Source organism: Shewanella metallivivens, from assembly GCF_028750675.1.
Lineage (GTDB): Bacteria > Pseudomonadota > Gammaproteobacteria > Enterobacterales > Shewanellaceae > Shewanella > Shewanella metallivivens.
In genome coordinates this window covers 566,954-582,404 of the sequence record NZ_JAQQPZ010000001.1, presented here as the reverse complement: position 1 = coordinate 582,404, position 15,451 = coordinate 566,954, and the positions used below count along the sequence as shown (strand labels likewise).

At 40.9% G+C, this 15,451-nt stretch carries 15 protein-coding genes and 1 tRNA gene; 8 read left to right on the top strand and 8 right to left on the bottom strand.

What is annotated here, in order from left to right; translation table 11 throughout:
- Positions 1 to 15 precede the first annotated feature (15 nt).
- From PQR79_RS02490 to dnaQ, 3 genes are all read right to left on the bottom strand, one after another.
- Positions 16 to 92, bottom strand: a tRNA-Asp gene (locus tag PQR79_RS02490).
- Positions 93 to 244: 152 nt separating this feature from the next.
- On the bottom strand, positions 245 to 1,561 hold the full coding sequence (locus PQR79_RS02485) for a TIGR03503 family protein (protein WP_438270803.1): 1,317 nt from the start codon (positions 1,559 to 1,561) through the stop codon (positions 245 to 247).
- Positions 1,562 to 1,586: 25 nt separating this feature from the next.
- On the bottom strand, positions 1,587 to 2,315 hold the full coding sequence (dnaQ, locus tag PQR79_RS02480; protein WP_238103583.1) for a DNA polymerase III subunit epsilon: 729 nt from the start codon (positions 2,313 to 2,315) through the stop codon (positions 1,587 to 1,589).
- Positions 2,316 to 2,391: 76 nt separating this feature from the next.
- On the opposite strand from dnaQ, the gene rnhA reads away from it, so the two are divergent.
- Positions 2,392 to 2,865 carry a ribonuclease HI gene (gene rnhA, locus PQR79_RS02475; RefSeq protein WP_238103581.1) on the top strand — a complete coding sequence of 158 codons (474 nt, stop codon included), beginning with the start codon at positions 2,392 to 2,394 and terminating at the stop codon, positions 2,863 to 2,865.
- Between the two features lie 55 nt (positions 2,866 to 2,920).
- Here the strand turns inward: rnhA and PQR79_RS02470 are convergent, their stop codons facing one another.
- Positions 2,921 to 3,652 (bottom strand): methyltransferase domain-containing protein, encoded by a 732-nt coding sequence (locus PQR79_RS02470; RefSeq protein WP_238103579.1) that lies wholly within the window; start codon positions 3,650 to 3,652, stop codon positions 2,921 to 2,923.
- A gap of 99 nt (positions 3,653 to 3,751) precedes the next feature.
- Between PQR79_RS02470 and gloB the strand changes: the two genes are divergently transcribed.
- Both gloB and PQR79_RS02460 read left to right on the top strand, forming a co-directional pair.
- Positions 3,752 to 4,531 (top strand): hydroxyacylglutathione hydrolase, encoded by a 780-nt coding sequence (gene gloB / locus PQR79_RS02465; protein ID WP_238103577.1) that lies wholly within the window; start codon positions 3,752 to 3,754, stop codon positions 4,529 to 4,531.
- Positions 4,532 to 4,680: 149 nt separating this feature from the next.
- Positions 4,681 to 6,234: a lytic transglycosylase gene (locus PQR79_RS02460; protein ID WP_238104173.1), complete on the top strand. Its 1,554-nt coding sequence runs from the start codon at positions 4,681 to 4,683 to the stop codon at positions 6,232 to 6,234.
- A 72-nt stretch (positions 6,235 to 6,306) separates the two neighbouring features.
- On the opposite strand, the gene PQR79_RS02455 is transcribed toward PQR79_RS02460, so the two are convergent.
- Positions 6,307 to 8,145: an AsmA family protein gene (locus PQR79_RS02455; RefSeq protein WP_238103575.1), complete on the bottom strand. Its 1,839-nt coding sequence runs from the start codon at positions 8,143 to 8,145 to the stop codon at positions 6,307 to 6,309.
- A gap of 25 nt (positions 8,146 to 8,170) precedes the next feature.
- Positions 8,171 to 8,665: a putative 4-hydroxy-4-methyl-2-oxoglutarate aldolase gene (locus tag PQR79_RS02450; protein ID WP_238103573.1), complete on the bottom strand. Its 495-nt coding sequence runs from the start codon at positions 8,663 to 8,665 to the stop codon at positions 8,171 to 8,173.
- A gap of 201 nt (positions 8,666 to 8,866) precedes the next feature.
- Between PQR79_RS02450 and PQR79_RS02445 the strand changes: the two genes are divergently transcribed.
- Complete coding sequence (locus PQR79_RS02445) at positions 8,867 to 9,181, top strand: hypothetical protein (RefSeq protein WP_238103571.1); 315 nt, start codon at positions 8,867 to 8,869, stop codon at positions 9,179 to 9,181.
- Positions 9,182 to 9,322: 141 nt separating this feature from the next.
- Here PQR79_RS02445 and PQR79_RS02440 read toward each other — a convergent pair whose 3' ends face one another.
- Together PQR79_RS02440 and PQR79_RS02435 are read right to left on the bottom strand one after the other, a co-directional pair.
- Positions 9,323 to 10,462: a sensor domain-containing diguanylate cyclase gene (locus PQR79_RS02440; RefSeq protein WP_274408366.1), complete on the bottom strand. Its 1,140-nt coding sequence runs from the start codon at positions 10,460 to 10,462 to the stop codon at positions 9,323 to 9,325.
- Positions 10,463 to 10,508: 46 nt separating this feature from the next.
- Complete coding sequence (locus PQR79_RS02435) at positions 10,509 to 11,444, bottom strand: LysR family transcriptional regulator (RefSeq protein WP_238103568.1); 936 nt, start codon at positions 11,442 to 11,444, stop codon at positions 10,509 to 10,511.
- Between the two features lie 174 nt (positions 11,445 to 11,618).
- Between PQR79_RS02435 and PQR79_RS02430 the strand changes: the two genes are divergently transcribed.
- Genes PQR79_RS02430 through PQR79_RS02415 form a run of 4 tightly spaced genes read left to right on the top strand, consistent with a single transcriptional unit; the run spans position 11,619 to position 15,448 of the window.
- Positions 11,619 to 12,839 carry an acyl-CoA dehydrogenase family protein gene (locus PQR79_RS02430; RefSeq protein ID WP_238103567.1) on the top strand — a complete coding sequence of 407 codons (1,221 nt, stop codon included), beginning with the start codon at positions 11,619 to 11,621 and terminating at the stop codon, positions 12,837 to 12,839.
- Between the two features lie 10 nt (positions 12,840 to 12,849).
- Positions 12,850 to 13,677, top strand: coding sequence for an SDR family oxidoreductase (locus PQR79_RS02425; RefSeq protein WP_238103566.1), 828 nt, complete (start codon positions 12,850 to 12,852; stop codon positions 13,675 to 13,677).
- The gene (locus PQR79_RS02420; protein WP_238103565.1) at positions 13,677 to 14,744 is read left to right on the top strand and encodes a phosphotransferase family protein; all 1,068 of its coding nucleotides are present in this window, start codon (positions 13,677 to 13,679) and stop codon (positions 14,742 to 14,744) included. The genes PQR79_RS02425 and PQR79_RS02420 overlap by 1 nt, the downstream gene beginning before the upstream one ends.
- 2 nt (positions 14,745 to 14,746) lie before the next feature.
- Positions 14,747 to 15,448 carry a histidine phosphatase family protein gene (locus tag PQR79_RS02415; protein ID WP_238103564.1) on the top strand — a complete coding sequence of 234 codons (702 nt, stop codon included), beginning with the start codon at positions 14,747 to 14,749 and terminating at the stop codon, positions 15,446 to 15,448.
- Positions 15,449 to 15,451 lie beyond the last annotated feature (3 nt).

Here is a 15,451-nt window from a genome sequence, read left to right as displayed (position 1 = left end):
AAACAGTCACTTGATTGGCGGAGCGGACGGGACTCGAACCCGCGACCCCCGGCGTGACAGGCCGGTATTCTAACCAACTGAACTACCGCTCCACTCAAGTGCGATGAATAATAAAGTTGTGATAATTAATCGTCAACTGTTTTTTAACTGTTTTAACGCGTTTAGCTAAAAAATGTGCAATTATGTATTTTAAGTACAAAATTCAAGCAGTAATATAACGTGTAACCCACATTTAAAAAGTAGGTTATTTTTCGTCTGGCATAGTCAAATCAATGTCATCCAAATCAATGCTCTCGGTTTGAGTCTCTGCCACCTGCTCATCTGGTGGATTTTGTTTTAATCTTTCTTCTGCTACGGCCATCGCCTTGGCTAATGTTTGTCTTTTACGCCATACCACAAACCCAATAATACCGAGCAATAATAACGTCACATTCACAGTGATAATCCAAAAAATGGCTTCGTCTTTGGCTTGTTGCTCTTCTAGTTTAGCTTTTTCAGCTGCTTGTATCGCTAACTCTTCAGCTGTAGGCCCCGGTGTTGGAGGCTCAATTAAGTTAAAAAACATCTCTGGTAGATTTAAGACAATTTCTCGGCCATCTTTAGTGGTCGACACCGCAGTACCTTTCACTCTATAACTTCCAAAATCGCTGACTTTAGGTAAATACAAAGTTTGATCCGCAGTAGTGAGATCTTGCAATGTGATGGGCAGTTGTAATCCGGCGGGTCCCACTAACTCAAACAAAAAGTGGGTTTGTTCAAGCAACACTTGGCTGTCGTCTACGGACAACTGAATTTGCCAAATGCCTTTTAGGGGGTCGGTATTAGGCACCATTTCGGCCGTGATTGGCTGTTTAGATAATACAAACGGCATGACATATTCACGCTCAAACAGGTTATTACGTGCTGTAACATTTAATGAATAGTGACCTGTCGGTTGGTCGAGATTTGTCGCGCCTGTAAACACTCCATCATCAGGTACTTCATCTAAATCCTCACCATTGTCTTTATAAGCTCCAACAATAATGGTTCCGGTGGCAAAGTTATCATCACCAGTAACGTGCTGACTGGAAAACTTCGCTGTCCATTCCACCATAAAATCAAGACCAGGCATTCTCATGGTTAGGTTATCACCCAGAAGCCTGGCGGTAACTTTGAGCCGTTCTCCTTGAAATAACGGCTGTGGAAAAGGCTCAACCTCAATATCGAGATCTGAGATTTTTTGAATCGTCGAACCTTCGGTAATGTCACCTAATAGCTGCCAAGGGCCAGGCATGGGGTTTTCAATATAAATCATATCGGCTGCAAGACCATCAACCCATTTCACCGTTTGTGGATGACGATTTGAATACCACTTACTGCCATCGGGCAATACGACAACGACAGGAGCTGAGCCGTAATTACGCTGGATCACTAAGGTTAATTTGTCGACCATATGATCAATTCTAAAGCGATTTTTAAGTTCTGATGCCTGTGATGCTTTAACTGATTCAGCATAAACGGGAGGTTGCCAAGTCCCAACAGGGCTTAGCAATACTAGAAAAATAATGATCAAACGACGCATGCGGCTAGCAGTCATACAGGTAGAATTACCCTCTCCAGAGACATTTTCCAGACTTGGCAACTAAGTCAAGCCGTTGTTCGTGTAGTAATATTTCATCGGCCGATGCGCCCACGACTTTAAGATTAAACGCTGAAGTGTCTATTTTTTTTATCCCACCAGCCTCTTGACCGGCTTTTTCATTAGACAAATTAAATTTAATTTGTCCACCTGTCATAATTAAATAGACATCGGCAAGAATTTCGGCATCGAGTAATGCGCCGTGATATGTTCTGCGACTGTTATCAATACCATAGCGTTTACATAAAGCATCAAGGTTATTTTTTTGTCCCGGATGCAAACGTTTCGCAATATCTAAACTGTCTAAAATACTGCAAATATCTTTGGTTTTTGGGCCGATGGGATTAAGCTTTGAAAACTCGTGGTCCATAAAGCTAACGTCGAAGTTCGCGTTATGTGCCACAATTTCAGCACCATCGATAAAGTCGATAAACTCTTGAGCTATCTGATGAAATCGAGGTTCATTCGCCACTCTGTCATTGGTAATACCATGTACTTGAATCGCCTCTTCATCAATGGCCTGACCTGGATTGATATATTGATGGTACGTTCTACCGGTCAAACGGCGATTAATAACCTCAACACAACCAATTTCAATAATTCGGTGACCAATAAATACTGGGCCGCCTGCTTGATTCATACCTGTGGTTTCGGTATCGAGAATAACTTGTCTACTGGCATTTGAAATTATATTCATAAAATGTTCTCTTTCTGCCCTCACCTGAGCCTAAATTGAGTATACTGGCGCGAATATTTGCTATGGTAACAACTTGATGGCCGAACTCAAACAGCTGTATATCTTTACTGATGGTTCTTGTTTAGGAAATCCTGGGCCCGGCGGCTATGGTGTAGTAATGAAATACAACAATCAAGTCCATGAATTGGCCGATGGCTTTGCCCTCACAACAAATAATCGGATGGAGCTTCTCGCTCCCATTATAGCGCTCGAAGCACTTTACGAACCATGTAATATTGTGTTGACCAGCGACAGTCAATACATGCGCCAAGGGATCACGTCTTGGATCCATGGCTGGAAAAAAAAAGGTTGGCTAACCACCACAAAGCAGCCCGTTAAAAACGTCGATTTATGGAAACGATTAGATACTGTGAGCCAAAAGCACAACATTGATTGGCGTTGGGTAAAAGGCCATGCCGGCCACATTGAAAACGAACGTTGTGACACCCTAGCGAGACAAGCTGCAGAAGCAAAACCTAAACAAACTGATGTGGGTTATCTGTCAGAATAACCCTATCGGTTTATTAACATATGAGCATTAATACAAGCCTTTAAGCCCAAATGCACTATTTGGATTTTGACAAACCTGTACGCCCAGCGCTTGGCGCTGTAGACCAATTGGGTGCGCTCACTTTGGTTTTATCTTTTACTGGGGTTAATGGGACCGTCATTTTACGCGCCACAATGACATAGACACTGCCGGTACTTGGCAACCAATTGGCTAAGATTTTTTGCCACCACGGTGTTTGGTTGTTTCGGCTAACTGGGCCCAACAAAGAGTGATGCATTAAGCGTTCATCGGCCAGCACCTGATAGCCTAATAGACCCAACCAATCTTTCACTCTAGAAGGCATAAAAAATTGGCCACTCCAGGGTAACTTACCTTGGTATTTAGGTAAAATCTTGCCCACAAAAGCAGGACTTATCGGATTAAAACCGACAATAAAGACATAACCGCTGTTGATGAGAACACGGTCAAATTCGCGTAATATTTGGTATGGATCTTGTTCAAAGTCTAACAAAAAGCAACTGACAACAGCATCAATACTATTTTGTTGTAAAGGCAAATAATGAGGATCAGCTTGTATATTAGATCCCTCGCCATCAAATAATGAAAAATGACGATTAATACTACACTGCAAGCTATTTATTTGGCTGCTTAAACAACCCACTTTCAGTAAGTGATAACCAAATATGCGTGGCCACCACGGGGCTAATGTGGTTTCAATTTCGGCTTGTAACACTTCACCAAATGGTAAGTCATCCCAGTGCTGTGGTGTTAACCTCGAGCTTGCCACGTTTTACTCCTTAACCTGTTTAAAATAAACCACTTTGCTTGATGTCATTTGGTCTTATCGTTACCCTAACAGATTATCAATCATCACTCGAGCCAGATTATGCTTAACGTTCATACCATTCCAGCATTTAATGATAATTATCTGTGGTTAGTCCATCAATCAACAAGCCAAGATGCGTATATTGTCGATCCTGGTTGTGCTCAAACTGTGATTGATTATTTGGCCACAACAAATGTAAATTTAATCGGCATTCTGATCACCCATCATCATTCTGATCACACTGGCGGCATTGACCAATTACAACAGCACTTCAATCACACCTTAGCGGTATATGGCCCAAGTAATGAACACATTAACGGAATTACACATCCGTTATCGATTTCCTCTCAAGACACGATGACTATCCCCTCATTAGGCCAGGTGCAAGTCATGGCTGTACCCGGTCATACATTAGGCCATATTGCTTATTATATTGATAATAAATTGTTTTGTGGCGACACATTATTTAGTGGAGGGTGTGGACGCTTATTTGAAGGTACCCCAGAACAGATGCTGAACTCATTATCGATGCTAGCCCGCTTACCTGACAATACCCAAGTCTATTGTGCACATGAATACACTCGAGCCAATTTGAACTTTGCATTACATGTAGATGCAAACAATCCAAAATTGATTGAATATTCAGCAAAAGTGGACCGCTTACGCACAAAAAAACTCCCCTCTATACCTAGCACAATCTCGATAGAAAAAGCCATCAACCCTTTCTTACGTTGTCATTTAAATGCGATTCAAGTCGCAATTTCGACACAATTCAATATAGAGAATATTGATGAGATTCAGACATTTACACTCCTTAGGCAATGGAAAAACAGTTTTTAAATCAACATGAAAACAGTTTAATAAGACAAGCTAAAAATTTTAATCTACAATGCCAAACTGAACTAAAGCATGACCAAAAGAGTCTCATAGGCATTTGGTATGTTCGACCCTTTTTTAGCCCTAGAGAACTTGAGGAAGTGTATCTTCAAATGAAAGCAAATTTATTCATTATTGCCGGCAGTATTCTGGCAGTGACGGGATGCCAAACGCTCCAAACCACTGCGCCGCAAACAGATAGCGAACAACAAACTGTTGCGGTCAATACTAAATCGAAAAAATCTTCCACTGTTACCATTGAAGAAATAGAAGAACAAGTCGCTGAAATCAATAACCTGTGGTTGCGGATCAGCAATAAAATGTCCTTCCCTATCCCCGACAACGCCTTAGTTGCTCAATATCGTCAATGGTATATTGATAACCCAAAACATTTAGAAATCGTGGCTCAGCGTGCAACACCATTTTTATATTATATTGTTGAGCAGCTTGAGCAACGCAACATGCCAGTAGAATTGGCATTATTACCTATTGTAGAAAGTGGTTTTGATCCCCTCGCTTACTCGAGAAGCCATGCTTCCGGTTTATGGCAATTAACGCCGCCAACAGCATTATCGTTTGGAGTAAAAACCAACTGGTGGTTTGATGGTCGTCAAGACGTTGCCTCATCAACAAAAGCAGCCTTAGATTTACTCGAGTATTTGTACCCTAAAATGGACCAAAACTGGAATTATACCATTGCTGCATACAATTCAGGTGAAGGTCGCCTGTTAAATGCCATTAAAAATAACCAGGCTAAAGGTAAACCCACTGACTTTTGGTCATTAAAATTGCCAAGAGAAACCGCTCATTATGTACCACAATTACTAGCCTTAGCTGATGTGATAAAACATGCAGATCAATATGGCATTACATTAACGCCAATCGATAACACGGCAAAAATTGAAGTCGTGAATATTGAAAGCCAATTAGATATCACATTGGCGGCAGACTTAGCACAAGTTAATATTGATGAATTAAAAGCGATTAATCCAGGTTTAAAACGTTGGGCAACGGCTCCGCAAGGGCCACATCAATTAGTGGTGCCTAGCGATAAAGCAGCAAGTTTTAAACGTGCATTAGCCGCTATTGAACCTAACTCTCGTATAAACTGGGTGCGCTATAAAATTAAGCCCGGTGACAGCATCAGTGAAATTGCAGACCAATTTGAAACCACTGCCACGTTAATTCGAAGCAGTAACGGGATCAAAGGCAATAATATTATTGCGGGAAAATTTTTAATTATTCCGGTTGCAGCGAAAGATCCAGATTTAGCGACCATGACAGCCGACCAAGTCCTTGCACGTAAAGCGGTGGTTAAATCTAGCCCTAACAAGCAAACATACACAGTTAAATCCGGTGATTCTTTATGGAAGATTGCGCAATCACAACAGGTCACTGTAGCGCAATTAATGAAATGGAATAACCTCAAAAAGCAATCAACACTCTCTGTTGGCAAAAACCTCGTGATTTACCCTAATGAAGTCACAGTGAGTAACAGCGGTAAAGAGAAAACGGTTAACTATCGTGTGCAATCTGGCGACTCATTAGCACGCATTGCCAGCAAGTATAACGTTACCGTTGCAGAGTTAATTGAGTGGAACAGTTTACAAAACAGTAAGCTAATTCAACCAGGGCAAATATTAAAGTTAATCGTAACCAACAGTTAACTTAACCATTTAGCTCATATAAAAACGGACAAGCCATGCTTGTCCGTTTTTGTTTGTATTACACTTTATTGATTAAATACCTAACTTTTTAAATAAGCCCTCTTTAAGCTTTTCTTTGGCTTTATCGGCTTCATCTTTAAATTGACCTTCAAGTAGTGCTTTGGTGTCGATACCAAATTTAGGCTCTTGGAATGTGCCTTTAATGGTTAACGGCACATCAATACCTTTTAACGACTCATCAGTAGCATCGCCTTGACCTGAAAGCGACCCGACAACACTGGTCGTTAAGTTGTAATCTAACGCTTCTGAAGCAATGTTAGCTGTGCCTTCACCTTTAATACGCAATAAAGGTGAAGCCATTGCAAGATCAGGATTGGTCACCACAGCATCTTTCACCGTAAAGCTGCCCGTTAAACTGGTAAAGTCGGTTTTCAACTCTTCTTTAGCACCAGAGGATAAGTCACCTTTTAATTTTTGCTGTGCACTGCGGATCATTTGCGGAATATTCACTCCGTATAATGAACCATCAGCCACTTCAAACTCACCAACAGCATCAAGATTCTTTTTCAGTTTCTCAGGAAGTAAACTTGAGCCACTGCCCTTAACTTGAAAACTGGCTTTACCTGAGAGTAAATCAACCTCGGCAGCATCAGTTAATAATGGACGAATATTCACACCAGTTAGTGTTTTATCAAACTGGTAAGTGGGTACGGCTTTGCGCCCATCAAGTTTGGCACTAAGCGCTAATTTACCTTCATATAAGTCTGCAGTTAACGACGATAACGTTAATATGCCATTTTTTATCGCCATGTCCATTTGCCAATTTTGAGTGAGCATATTACTGACTTTAATTGACTTAGCGCTCAGCTTAACTGTTAAATCAACTGTTTTAAATGCTGATAAATCGGGTTCACTGCTTGTTGATGTAGACTCGGTCGCGTCTTCTGTTACTGACTCTTCTGTTGCGCTCTCTTGAGGTAACAACGCATCCACATCAATGTCACCCACATCTAGGATCATGGCTATTTTAGGCACCGAATTACCGTAATTGATATCCACTTTGCCCTTAGCCTCTATGTCCATTGCAGACAACGTTGTCAGTTGAAGTTTCATGGTTTGCGCGTCCAAAGCCATTTGCAACTGTGTGGTCATGCCAACCGTAATTGACTTTTTAGGCAAACTGTCACCTTGAGCATTGTGGCTCATGGTAAAATCACTGATGGTGATATTTTTTAGCGCTTGGTCAACGTGTACTTTACCCTGCCCCGATGAAGCCAATTGCATATCGGGTAATGTCGCAGCAAACTCATAAGCAAAATCAGCAGATTGACCTAAGCTAAATTGACCTAAAGTAAAGCTTTTTAAGCTAAACGCTTGTTTAGTGTCAGTAGCCATATCGATTAAATTAATATTGGTATTGGTTAATTCTACCCCGCCAATATTCAACGTTTGCAGTGACACCTGGCTATTGCCACTATTGGTTGAGGTTGCTTTATCGCTAACAGGCTCAGAACCGCCCTCACCGCTTAAGCCATCAAAACTGGTTTTACCATCTTTTTGAGTGACGATATTAAGCGTTAACCCATCAAGCTTTAATAAGTCGACTTCAATCTGTTGGCTAAACAGCGGCATTAACGCGACATTAGCCACAGCCTCCTTGACATCTAACATTGATGCTGGCGAAAAATTTTCAGGGTTAGATAGCGAAATCCCACCTAACTTGATGCCGATAGAAGGGAAAATACTCCAGCTTAAATCATCTTTAATGAGTAAATCACGCCCAGTTTGCTTTTTGACGGCATCGACAATTTGCGGTTTAAAATTATTTAAATCAAAAAACATCGTTAAATAGACAGTGATGCCTACTATGAGGATGAGCACAATTGCTAAAAACCACTTTACTGCTTTCATTGTTGCTTCCTTGTCTGTATTTTTTCTATTGTAAAATCGACAGGTCTAAGGGGTGTTGACTTACGGCAATCCCATTTAAATCAGCATAAATCATCATACCTGGAGTAATCTTAACCCCTGCAATGTCGATATCTATGTTGACTTCACCTACGTCTTTTTTATCTGTTTTTATCGGGTTACTTCCTAAAGCCTGCACACCGATTTGTATTTCACTAATGGTTCCCACATCGCGAACACAACCATTAATAATGATACCTTCCCAACCGTTTTCATAAGCATTGAGTGCAATCATATCACCCAATAAGGCGCGCCGACTTGAACCTCCACCGTCGACAACTAATACTTTACCTTGTCCCGGTTTAGCTAACTCAGATTTCACCATTGAATTATCTTCAAAACATTTTACGGTGACGACCTCGCCAAAAAATATCGACTTTGCACCGAAGCTACGCCATGAGTTAGTCAACAAAGTCAACCTTTCGGGATAATGGTCAAATAAGTCTGGTAATAAATCTAACATAAACCCTCCTTGGGAACTAAAATCTTAGATTACTAATAATCAAGCAATTCAACAAGTTTTGTTAACGATAGATCATCTATTACGATTTTCAACAACCCAGTAGATCAATTTATTTACATTAATCATCATCAACACGTTAAATAGTGACTTAACCTTTAATTTTGAATATAATTTTAGAAAATAATCTAGAACACCACATTTATGAGCAACGATTTAAATTTACAACAAATGATGAATGCGTTTGATGAGTTAGACTTTGAACAGCGCACTACAACCAACCTTGAAAATGCCCGTAATAAGCAACAAATGACCGCTTATATTACGTCGTTAGATTTCAGTTTACGTCGCTTACAAATCTTACAAGACTCGATTAATAGCATAGTAGAAGAAAAGCAACTCGACCTTCTGAAACAAGAGCATATTCAAACTTACAAAACTAAAATTATTAATTTAGCTCGTCAATATAATATCTCTTACCAAGATGTTATTAATATTATGGTACAGCTACGTAAATAAACTTTAATTGAGTATTTATTTATAATCGTATTGTTAGCTTCTTTAATTATGTCATTCATATTGCTGCTTATTCATCAATAAGCGATACTACACCATCTTCAGCGTCAACACTTGCATCACTGTTATAGGGAAAGGATCCCCCTACAACTGTTGATGAGAGTATACTATCACTCGATTTTTACCCTCTTTCTTTGCTTGATATAACGCCTCATCAGCTTGTTCAATTAATTTAAAATCATCCGAATTATGTAATGTATTTGGTGAGACACCAATTGATACCGTGACGTTGAGCTGTTTAATGGGCCAAGTTAATTGAGCGATGGCATTACAAATCCTTTCAGCTAATGTCGCTATGTGTTCTGCAGTTTCATCAATCATTAAACACAAAAATTCTTCACCACCGTAACGCACACCAATTTTATTACGACCATGACAATATTGGCTAATCACCTCTGCCACTCTTAAAATCACTTCATCACCAAATGGATGCCCATAAGTATCATTAATCAGCTTAAAGTTATCAATGTCGATCATTAATACCGTTAAGGTATCTGCTGATGAAGATATCCGCGCTAGATTTGCAGATAAAAATAAGCGATTTTTAAGACCCGTTAGCGGGTCGGTTTGATTTTGTTGAGATAAAATTTGTTGATTTTTGCGTAACGCTAACTGTTGGTTACGAATTTGGGTAAATTTTAAAAAGCTTTTTTTCGACTCAGACCAGCGCCGTAAACACCCCACAACAGCCACAAAATATACCGCTATAAATAAGGTTAAATTATCAATTGCATTGGCAAAATCTTGGTTAAGCTTTACAGATGAAATCAATACAAGGTGAGTCAATAACATTAAGGTTAACAAGGTAAATGATTTAGTAAAGTCCATACGCGACAATGAGCCAACATACACGAGCGCAAGCAAACCAGCTGATTGATAATGCTCATCACCAAAAATCATTGCCAACTGGGCAACATAAGTAAGTGATGCAAAAACACTAAACACCAATATAAATTCACCGAGCTCTAAATATTGTGGCGCGCGTTTACGTAATATTAGCAATATCAACACACAACTGAGTGACAATAGTATTTTGACTGTGATAACCAACCATAAATCTACGTGAATATGGTGAATATCGGACACAATGAAAAACAAATAAATGGGAATAACACACAGGGTATACAGCGCATAAGGCAGTAACAAATGATGAATTTGATAGTGCCTAAAACGCAATTGAGTAAATGGTGTCTGTGCTAATAACGGCTTGATATTCAAATTCACCTCTATATGCCAATACATCGCATACTGTCGCTCTGTATAACAGACATCAATCTGCCATAGTAGTTTGATTAATTTGCACAACACGAACAACTTGCTTTCTTAGCCAGCTTAAAGCCTGATCGGTTTCAGTATTACTATGCCAATAGAGGTGCGTATCAATGTCAGTTAAGTTAAATGGCATGGCACAAATCAATAAATTAGCATCGGTAAACTGTTCAGCTATTGACCGCGGTAAAGTCAGAATCAACCGAGAGCCTAACACCATCTTTGCTGCAGTTTGATAACTTTGGCATCGGTATTTTATTAAGCGATTGACGCCCTGTTGTTGCAATAATAAATCTTCCATAACCCGACCGATGGGGCGACTAGAAACCGCAACATGTTCCGCCAATAAATAAGCCTGTCGGTTCAAGTTACTGACGAGTTCAGGCTGCAGGCTTGCATCAATCAACACACAAAAGGGATCCGATAACAGTGGACTATGCATTAACGGAGCATTAACAGCCCTTGCCACATCGATAGCTAAATCAACCTCTCCATTAGAAAGTTGACGCGATATCTGTTCACGAGATAAAGCCATACTGCAAATTTTAGCATGTGGGATCAATTTTGCTACGTGAGTAATCAATGCAGGCATCAGTTGGCTTTCTAATGCTTCGTGAATAGCAATGTTGAAAGTTTGCTCAGTGGTTAATGGATCAAACTCCCCACACTGTTGCAATATTTGCCTAATCTGATTGAGTGCATTAATCAGTTGAGGCGCCATACGTTGGCACGCTGCCGTGGCCTGCATTTGCTGACCTTGACGGACAAATAATGGATCGTTTAACACTAAACGAAGCCGCTTAATGGCATGGCTGACAGCAGAAGGGGTAATAAACAATGATTTTGCAGCTAACGTCATATTTTGTTCAAAATACAAGGCTTCAAAAATTTTTAATAAATTTAGATCAAGTTGCTGAATTGCTTTGGTATCGGCCATGCTTTTCTCATTGTTTAGCTTAACTGTGCTCAAAGCAACTATGAACCATATTCATCAATTGCTGAAAAGTTATTTCATTTCGTTCACTTAGATTACTACGTTATGCTGGCAACATAAACAGACTTAGTTCACGTTATTTAGCGTTTTGTACCTAATATCACATAGGGCGATTGAATGAATATTTACACTGCAGAAAAATCACAACTCTATTTAACCAAAGTAAAATCGTTTATTGACCAACACATTCTGCCTATCGAAGCAGGTATTCTCGCGGATAATAGACGGCTTAATCACAGCAGTGATTGGACTCAATGGCAATTACCTCCCCAAATAGAAACCCTTAAATCAAAAGCGAAAGCAAACGGATTATGGAATTTATTTTTGCCAGATACCCAGTTAGCACAAGGATTAACGTGTGTTGAGTACGCCTGTTTAGCAGAAGAAATGGGGCGATCAATTTTAGCCCCAGAAATATTTAACTGTAACGCACCCGATACCGGCAACATGGAAGTGCTTTATCATTTTGGGAACGAGCAACAAAAAACACAATGGTTAACCCCACTTCTGTCTGGTGATATTCGCTCAGTATTTGCCATGACAGAGCCTGATGTCGCTTCATCAGATGCCACTAATATGCAAGCCACCATTATTGAAGACGGAGATGATGTTATCGTTAATGGCCGTAAATGGTGGTCAACGGGTTTAGGCCATCCAAACTGTCAGGTCATGATATTTATGGGGTTGTCTCACCTTGATGCAGCAAAACATCAACGTCACAGCATGGTATTAGTGCCGCTTGATACACCTGGTGTCAATATCACCCGCATGCTAACCGCTTATGGTGACTTTGATGCACCTTATGGCCATGGTGAAATGGAGCTCGTTAATGTACGAGTGCCTAAGGAGAATGTCATTATGGGGCTCGGCAAAGGGTTTGAAATTGCCCAAGGCCGTTTAGGGCCTGGCCGTATTCACCATTGTATGCGAGCCATCGGCGCAGCAGAACGGGCGTTGTCGTTGGCCATTGAGCGTGGCCAATCACGCATTGCATTTGGTCAGCCCATCATCAAACTCGGAGGTAACCTTGAGCGTATAGCACAAGCGAGAATAGCTATCGAACAAGCAAGATTGTTAACCCTCAATGCCGCATGGAAAATCGATAACCTTGGTGTTAAGCATGCTATGACTGATATTTCTGCTATTAAGGTTGCAGTGCCTAACATGTTAACTCAAGTCGTTGATATGGCGATTCAACTGTATGGCGGTGCAGGCATGAATCATGATACGCCGTTAGCTGGTTTTGCCACAATGGCACGTAGCTTACGCTTAGCTGATGGCCCAGATGAAGTGCACATGGCGATGGTCTCACGTCTTGAGTTGGCTAAATACAAATAAGGTACAACCAATGAAATCGAAACAACATGTTGTGATTACCGGTGCCGCTTCAGGCCTAGGTAAAGCATTGGCTTTCAAATGGGCAGCAATGAATGCTGAGGTGTGTGTTACCGATATTAATCAGCAAGCGGGTGAGCAAGTGTGCGAGCAAATTATTGCCCAAGGCGGTAAGGCATTTTTTATCGCTTGCGATATCACCGACCCCACCAGTATCAATGCATTGACGCATGGCCTTCAATCACGTTGGCCGCAAATTGATTTATTAATTAATAATGCCGGCGTGGCATCTGCAGATAAAATGGCAGTCGAGCCTATTTCGCAATGGCGCTGGGTAATGGAAATCAATCTGTTTGGTATCGTTAATATGTGCCAACAATTTGTGCCTATTTTTCAACAACAAGGGGTTGGCAGCATTGTTAACGTGGCATCACAAGCGGGCTTAACCCCTATTCCGTTTATGGCCAGTTATAACGCATCTAAAGCCGCAGTGGTGTCGTTATCTGAAACGCTCAGACTCGAACTTGCTGACGACAATATTAATGTGAGTGTATTGTGCCCCGGCTTTTTTAAAACCAACCTCGGGAGTAGTTTACGCACTCAATTACCGGCAATGGAAAAACTTTTAGGAAAATTGTTTGAAAAGTCGCCAATAGATGCGACCCAAGTGGCTAATATTGCTTATCAAGGTGAGGCCAATAAACAATTTTTGCTGCTAACCCATCAACAAGGCAAGCGTTTATACCAACTCAAGCGATTGTTACCACTGCGTTGGTACTTTACTATCGTCCTAAAGCAAACAATGCGGTTACGCCAATTGCTAAGGGAGGAGCAAGGTTAATGAACCAACAATATTTAGATAAAGCTAAGTCTGTACGCTCTGGTGAAGAGCTTGATCCAAACATAATCGACCCATGGTTAAAGCAACATATTGGTGGCCTAGAAGGCCAATTGAGCATTACTCAATACACTGGCGGCGCTTCAAACTGGACTTATTGCCTCACTTACGACAATTGTGAACTCATTTTACGCCGCGCGCCAAATGGCACCAAAGCCAAAGGCGCTCACGACATGGGGCGTGAGTACCGTTTACAGCAAGCGCTAAAACCCGTTTACCCTTATGTACCCGCTATGCTCGCTCATTGCGAAGACGAGACGGTGTTAGGCACTGAGTTTTATGTGATGGAAAAACTCGATGGCATCATTCCAAGACAAAATCTGCCCAAAGGCCTAAGTGTTGATAAACTACAAGCTCAAACACTGTGTACCAACGTCATTGATTGTTTGATTGAATTGCACAAAGTAGACGTCGATACCGCCAATCTCAATCACATCGGTAAAGGTGAAGGTTATACCCAGCGCCAAATCGAAGGTTGGCGCCAACGATATACCCAAGCTAAAACCTGGAATGTCCCTTCTGGCCAAGGTGTGATGAAGTGGTTACAACAGCATAAACCCGAACAAGAAACTATTTGCTTAACTCACAATGACTTTCGATTTGATAACGTGGTACTCGCCCCTGATGACATTAGTACAGTGAATGGTGTACTTGACTGGGAGCTTGCGACCTTGGGTAATCCATTAATGGATTTAGGTAACACCCTTGCCTACTGGGTTGAAGCTGATGATGATTTTATTGCGCAAATGACCCGTCGCCAACCCACGCACCTAGAAGGCATGTTAACCCGTAAGCAAGTGGTTGAATATTATTGCGATAAAATGAATATCACCATTGATGATTTTCGATTTTATGAAGTCTTCGGTTTATTCCGCTTAGCGGGTATTGTGCAGCAAATCTATTACCGTTATCACCATAAACAAACCCGAAACCCTGCTTTTAAGCATTTTTGGATTTTTTCGAATTACTTAATGTGGCGCTGTCACCGCGCGATGAAACAAAAGGCATAAATATGGCAAATATCTATTTAATCCGCCATGGTCAAGCAAGTTTTGGCAGTGACAATTACGATAACTTGTCGCCATTAGGTCACAGTCAAGCACAACATTTGGCTAGGCATTTTAATCAACGTAAAATTCGTCCCGACCAGATTATTTGTGGCGATATGCTACGCCATAAACAAACCCGGGATACCTGCTTGGCCACCTTGTCGCCACCTCTACAGCATCATGAGATACAAATAAGCCGTGCATGGAATGAATTTGACCATGAACAAGTGATTGCCGTATACCGCCCCGATTTAGCTAGCCCTGAGGCAATGAAACAATATCTAAGCCAACAACCCTCGCCTGCAAAGGCTTTTATTTCTCTATTTAGCCAAGCCATTAAACAATGGCAGCACACGGATAACATGACACAATACAGCGAATCCTGGTTGCATTTTAGTCAACGGGTTGCCCAAGGATTAAGCCAATTGGTCCAACAGGCAGGCGAAGGTCAAACGCTGTTTGTGTTTACTTCAGGCGGTGTCATTAGCACGGTGATAATGCAAATATTATCGATTCCTGAAAGCCAATTTTTCAACATTAATAAACAAGTTGTTAATGCTAGCGTGACTCAATTACAGGTTAAGCATCAACGGTTAAGCCTTATTACAATGAACGAACATGGTTTTTTTGAGGGTGATAACCGTCACTTGTATAGTTTACTCTAGGCA

What these genes read in the sequence shown, in the direction of transcription:
- PQR79_RS02435 (WP_238103568.1), bottom strand. Translation starts at nt 11,444, where the DNA reads ATGGCCGATACCAAAGCAATTCAGCAACTTGATCTAAATTTATTAAAA.
- PQR79_RS02485 (WP_438270803.1), bottom strand. Translation starts at nt 1,561, where the DNA reads ATGCGTCGTTTGATCATTATTTTTCTAGTATTGCTAAGCCCTGTTGGG.
- PQR79_RS02420 (WP_238103565.1), top strand. Translation starts at nt 13,677, where the DNA reads ATGAACCAACAATATTTAGATAAAGCTAAGTCTGTACGCTCTGGTGAA.
- dnaQ (WP_238103583.1), bottom strand. Translation starts at nt 2,315, where the DNA reads ATGAATATAATTTCAAATGCCAGTAGACAAGTTATTCTCGATACCGAA.
- PQR79_RS02425 (WP_238103566.1), top strand. Translation starts at nt 12,850, where the DNA reads ATGAAATCGAAACAACATGTTGTGATTACCGGTGCCGCTTCAGGCCTA.
- rnhA (WP_238103581.1), top strand. Translation starts at nt 2,392, where the DNA reads ATGGCCGAACTCAAACAGCTGTATATCTTTACTGATGGTTCTTGTTTA.
- PQR79_RS02450 (WP_238103573.1), bottom strand. Translation starts at nt 8,665, where the DNA reads ATGTTAGATTTATTACCAGACTTATTTGACCATTATCCCGAAAGGTTG.
- PQR79_RS02455 (WP_238103575.1), bottom strand. Translation starts at nt 8,145, where the DNA reads ATGAAAGCAGTAAAGTGGTTTTTAGCAATTGTGCTCATCCTCATAGTA.
- PQR79_RS02445 (WP_238103571.1), top strand. Translation starts at nt 8,867, where the DNA reads ATGAGCAACGATTTAAATTTACAACAAATGATGAATGCGTTTGATGAG.
- gloB (WP_238103577.1), top strand. Translation starts at nt 3,752, where the DNA reads ATGCTTAACGTTCATACCATTCCAGCATTTAATGATAATTATCTGTGG.
- PQR79_RS02460 (WP_238104173.1), top strand. Translation starts at nt 4,681, where the DNA reads ATGAAAGCAAATTTATTCATTATTGCCGGCAGTATTCTGGCAGTGACG.
- PQR79_RS02430 (WP_238103567.1), top strand. Translation starts at nt 11,619, where the DNA reads ATGAATATTTACACTGCAGAAAAATCACAACTCTATTTAACCAAAGTA.
- PQR79_RS02415 (WP_238103564.1), top strand. Translation starts at nt 14,747, where the DNA reads ATGGCAAATATCTATTTAATCCGCCATGGTCAAGCAAGTTTTGGCAGT.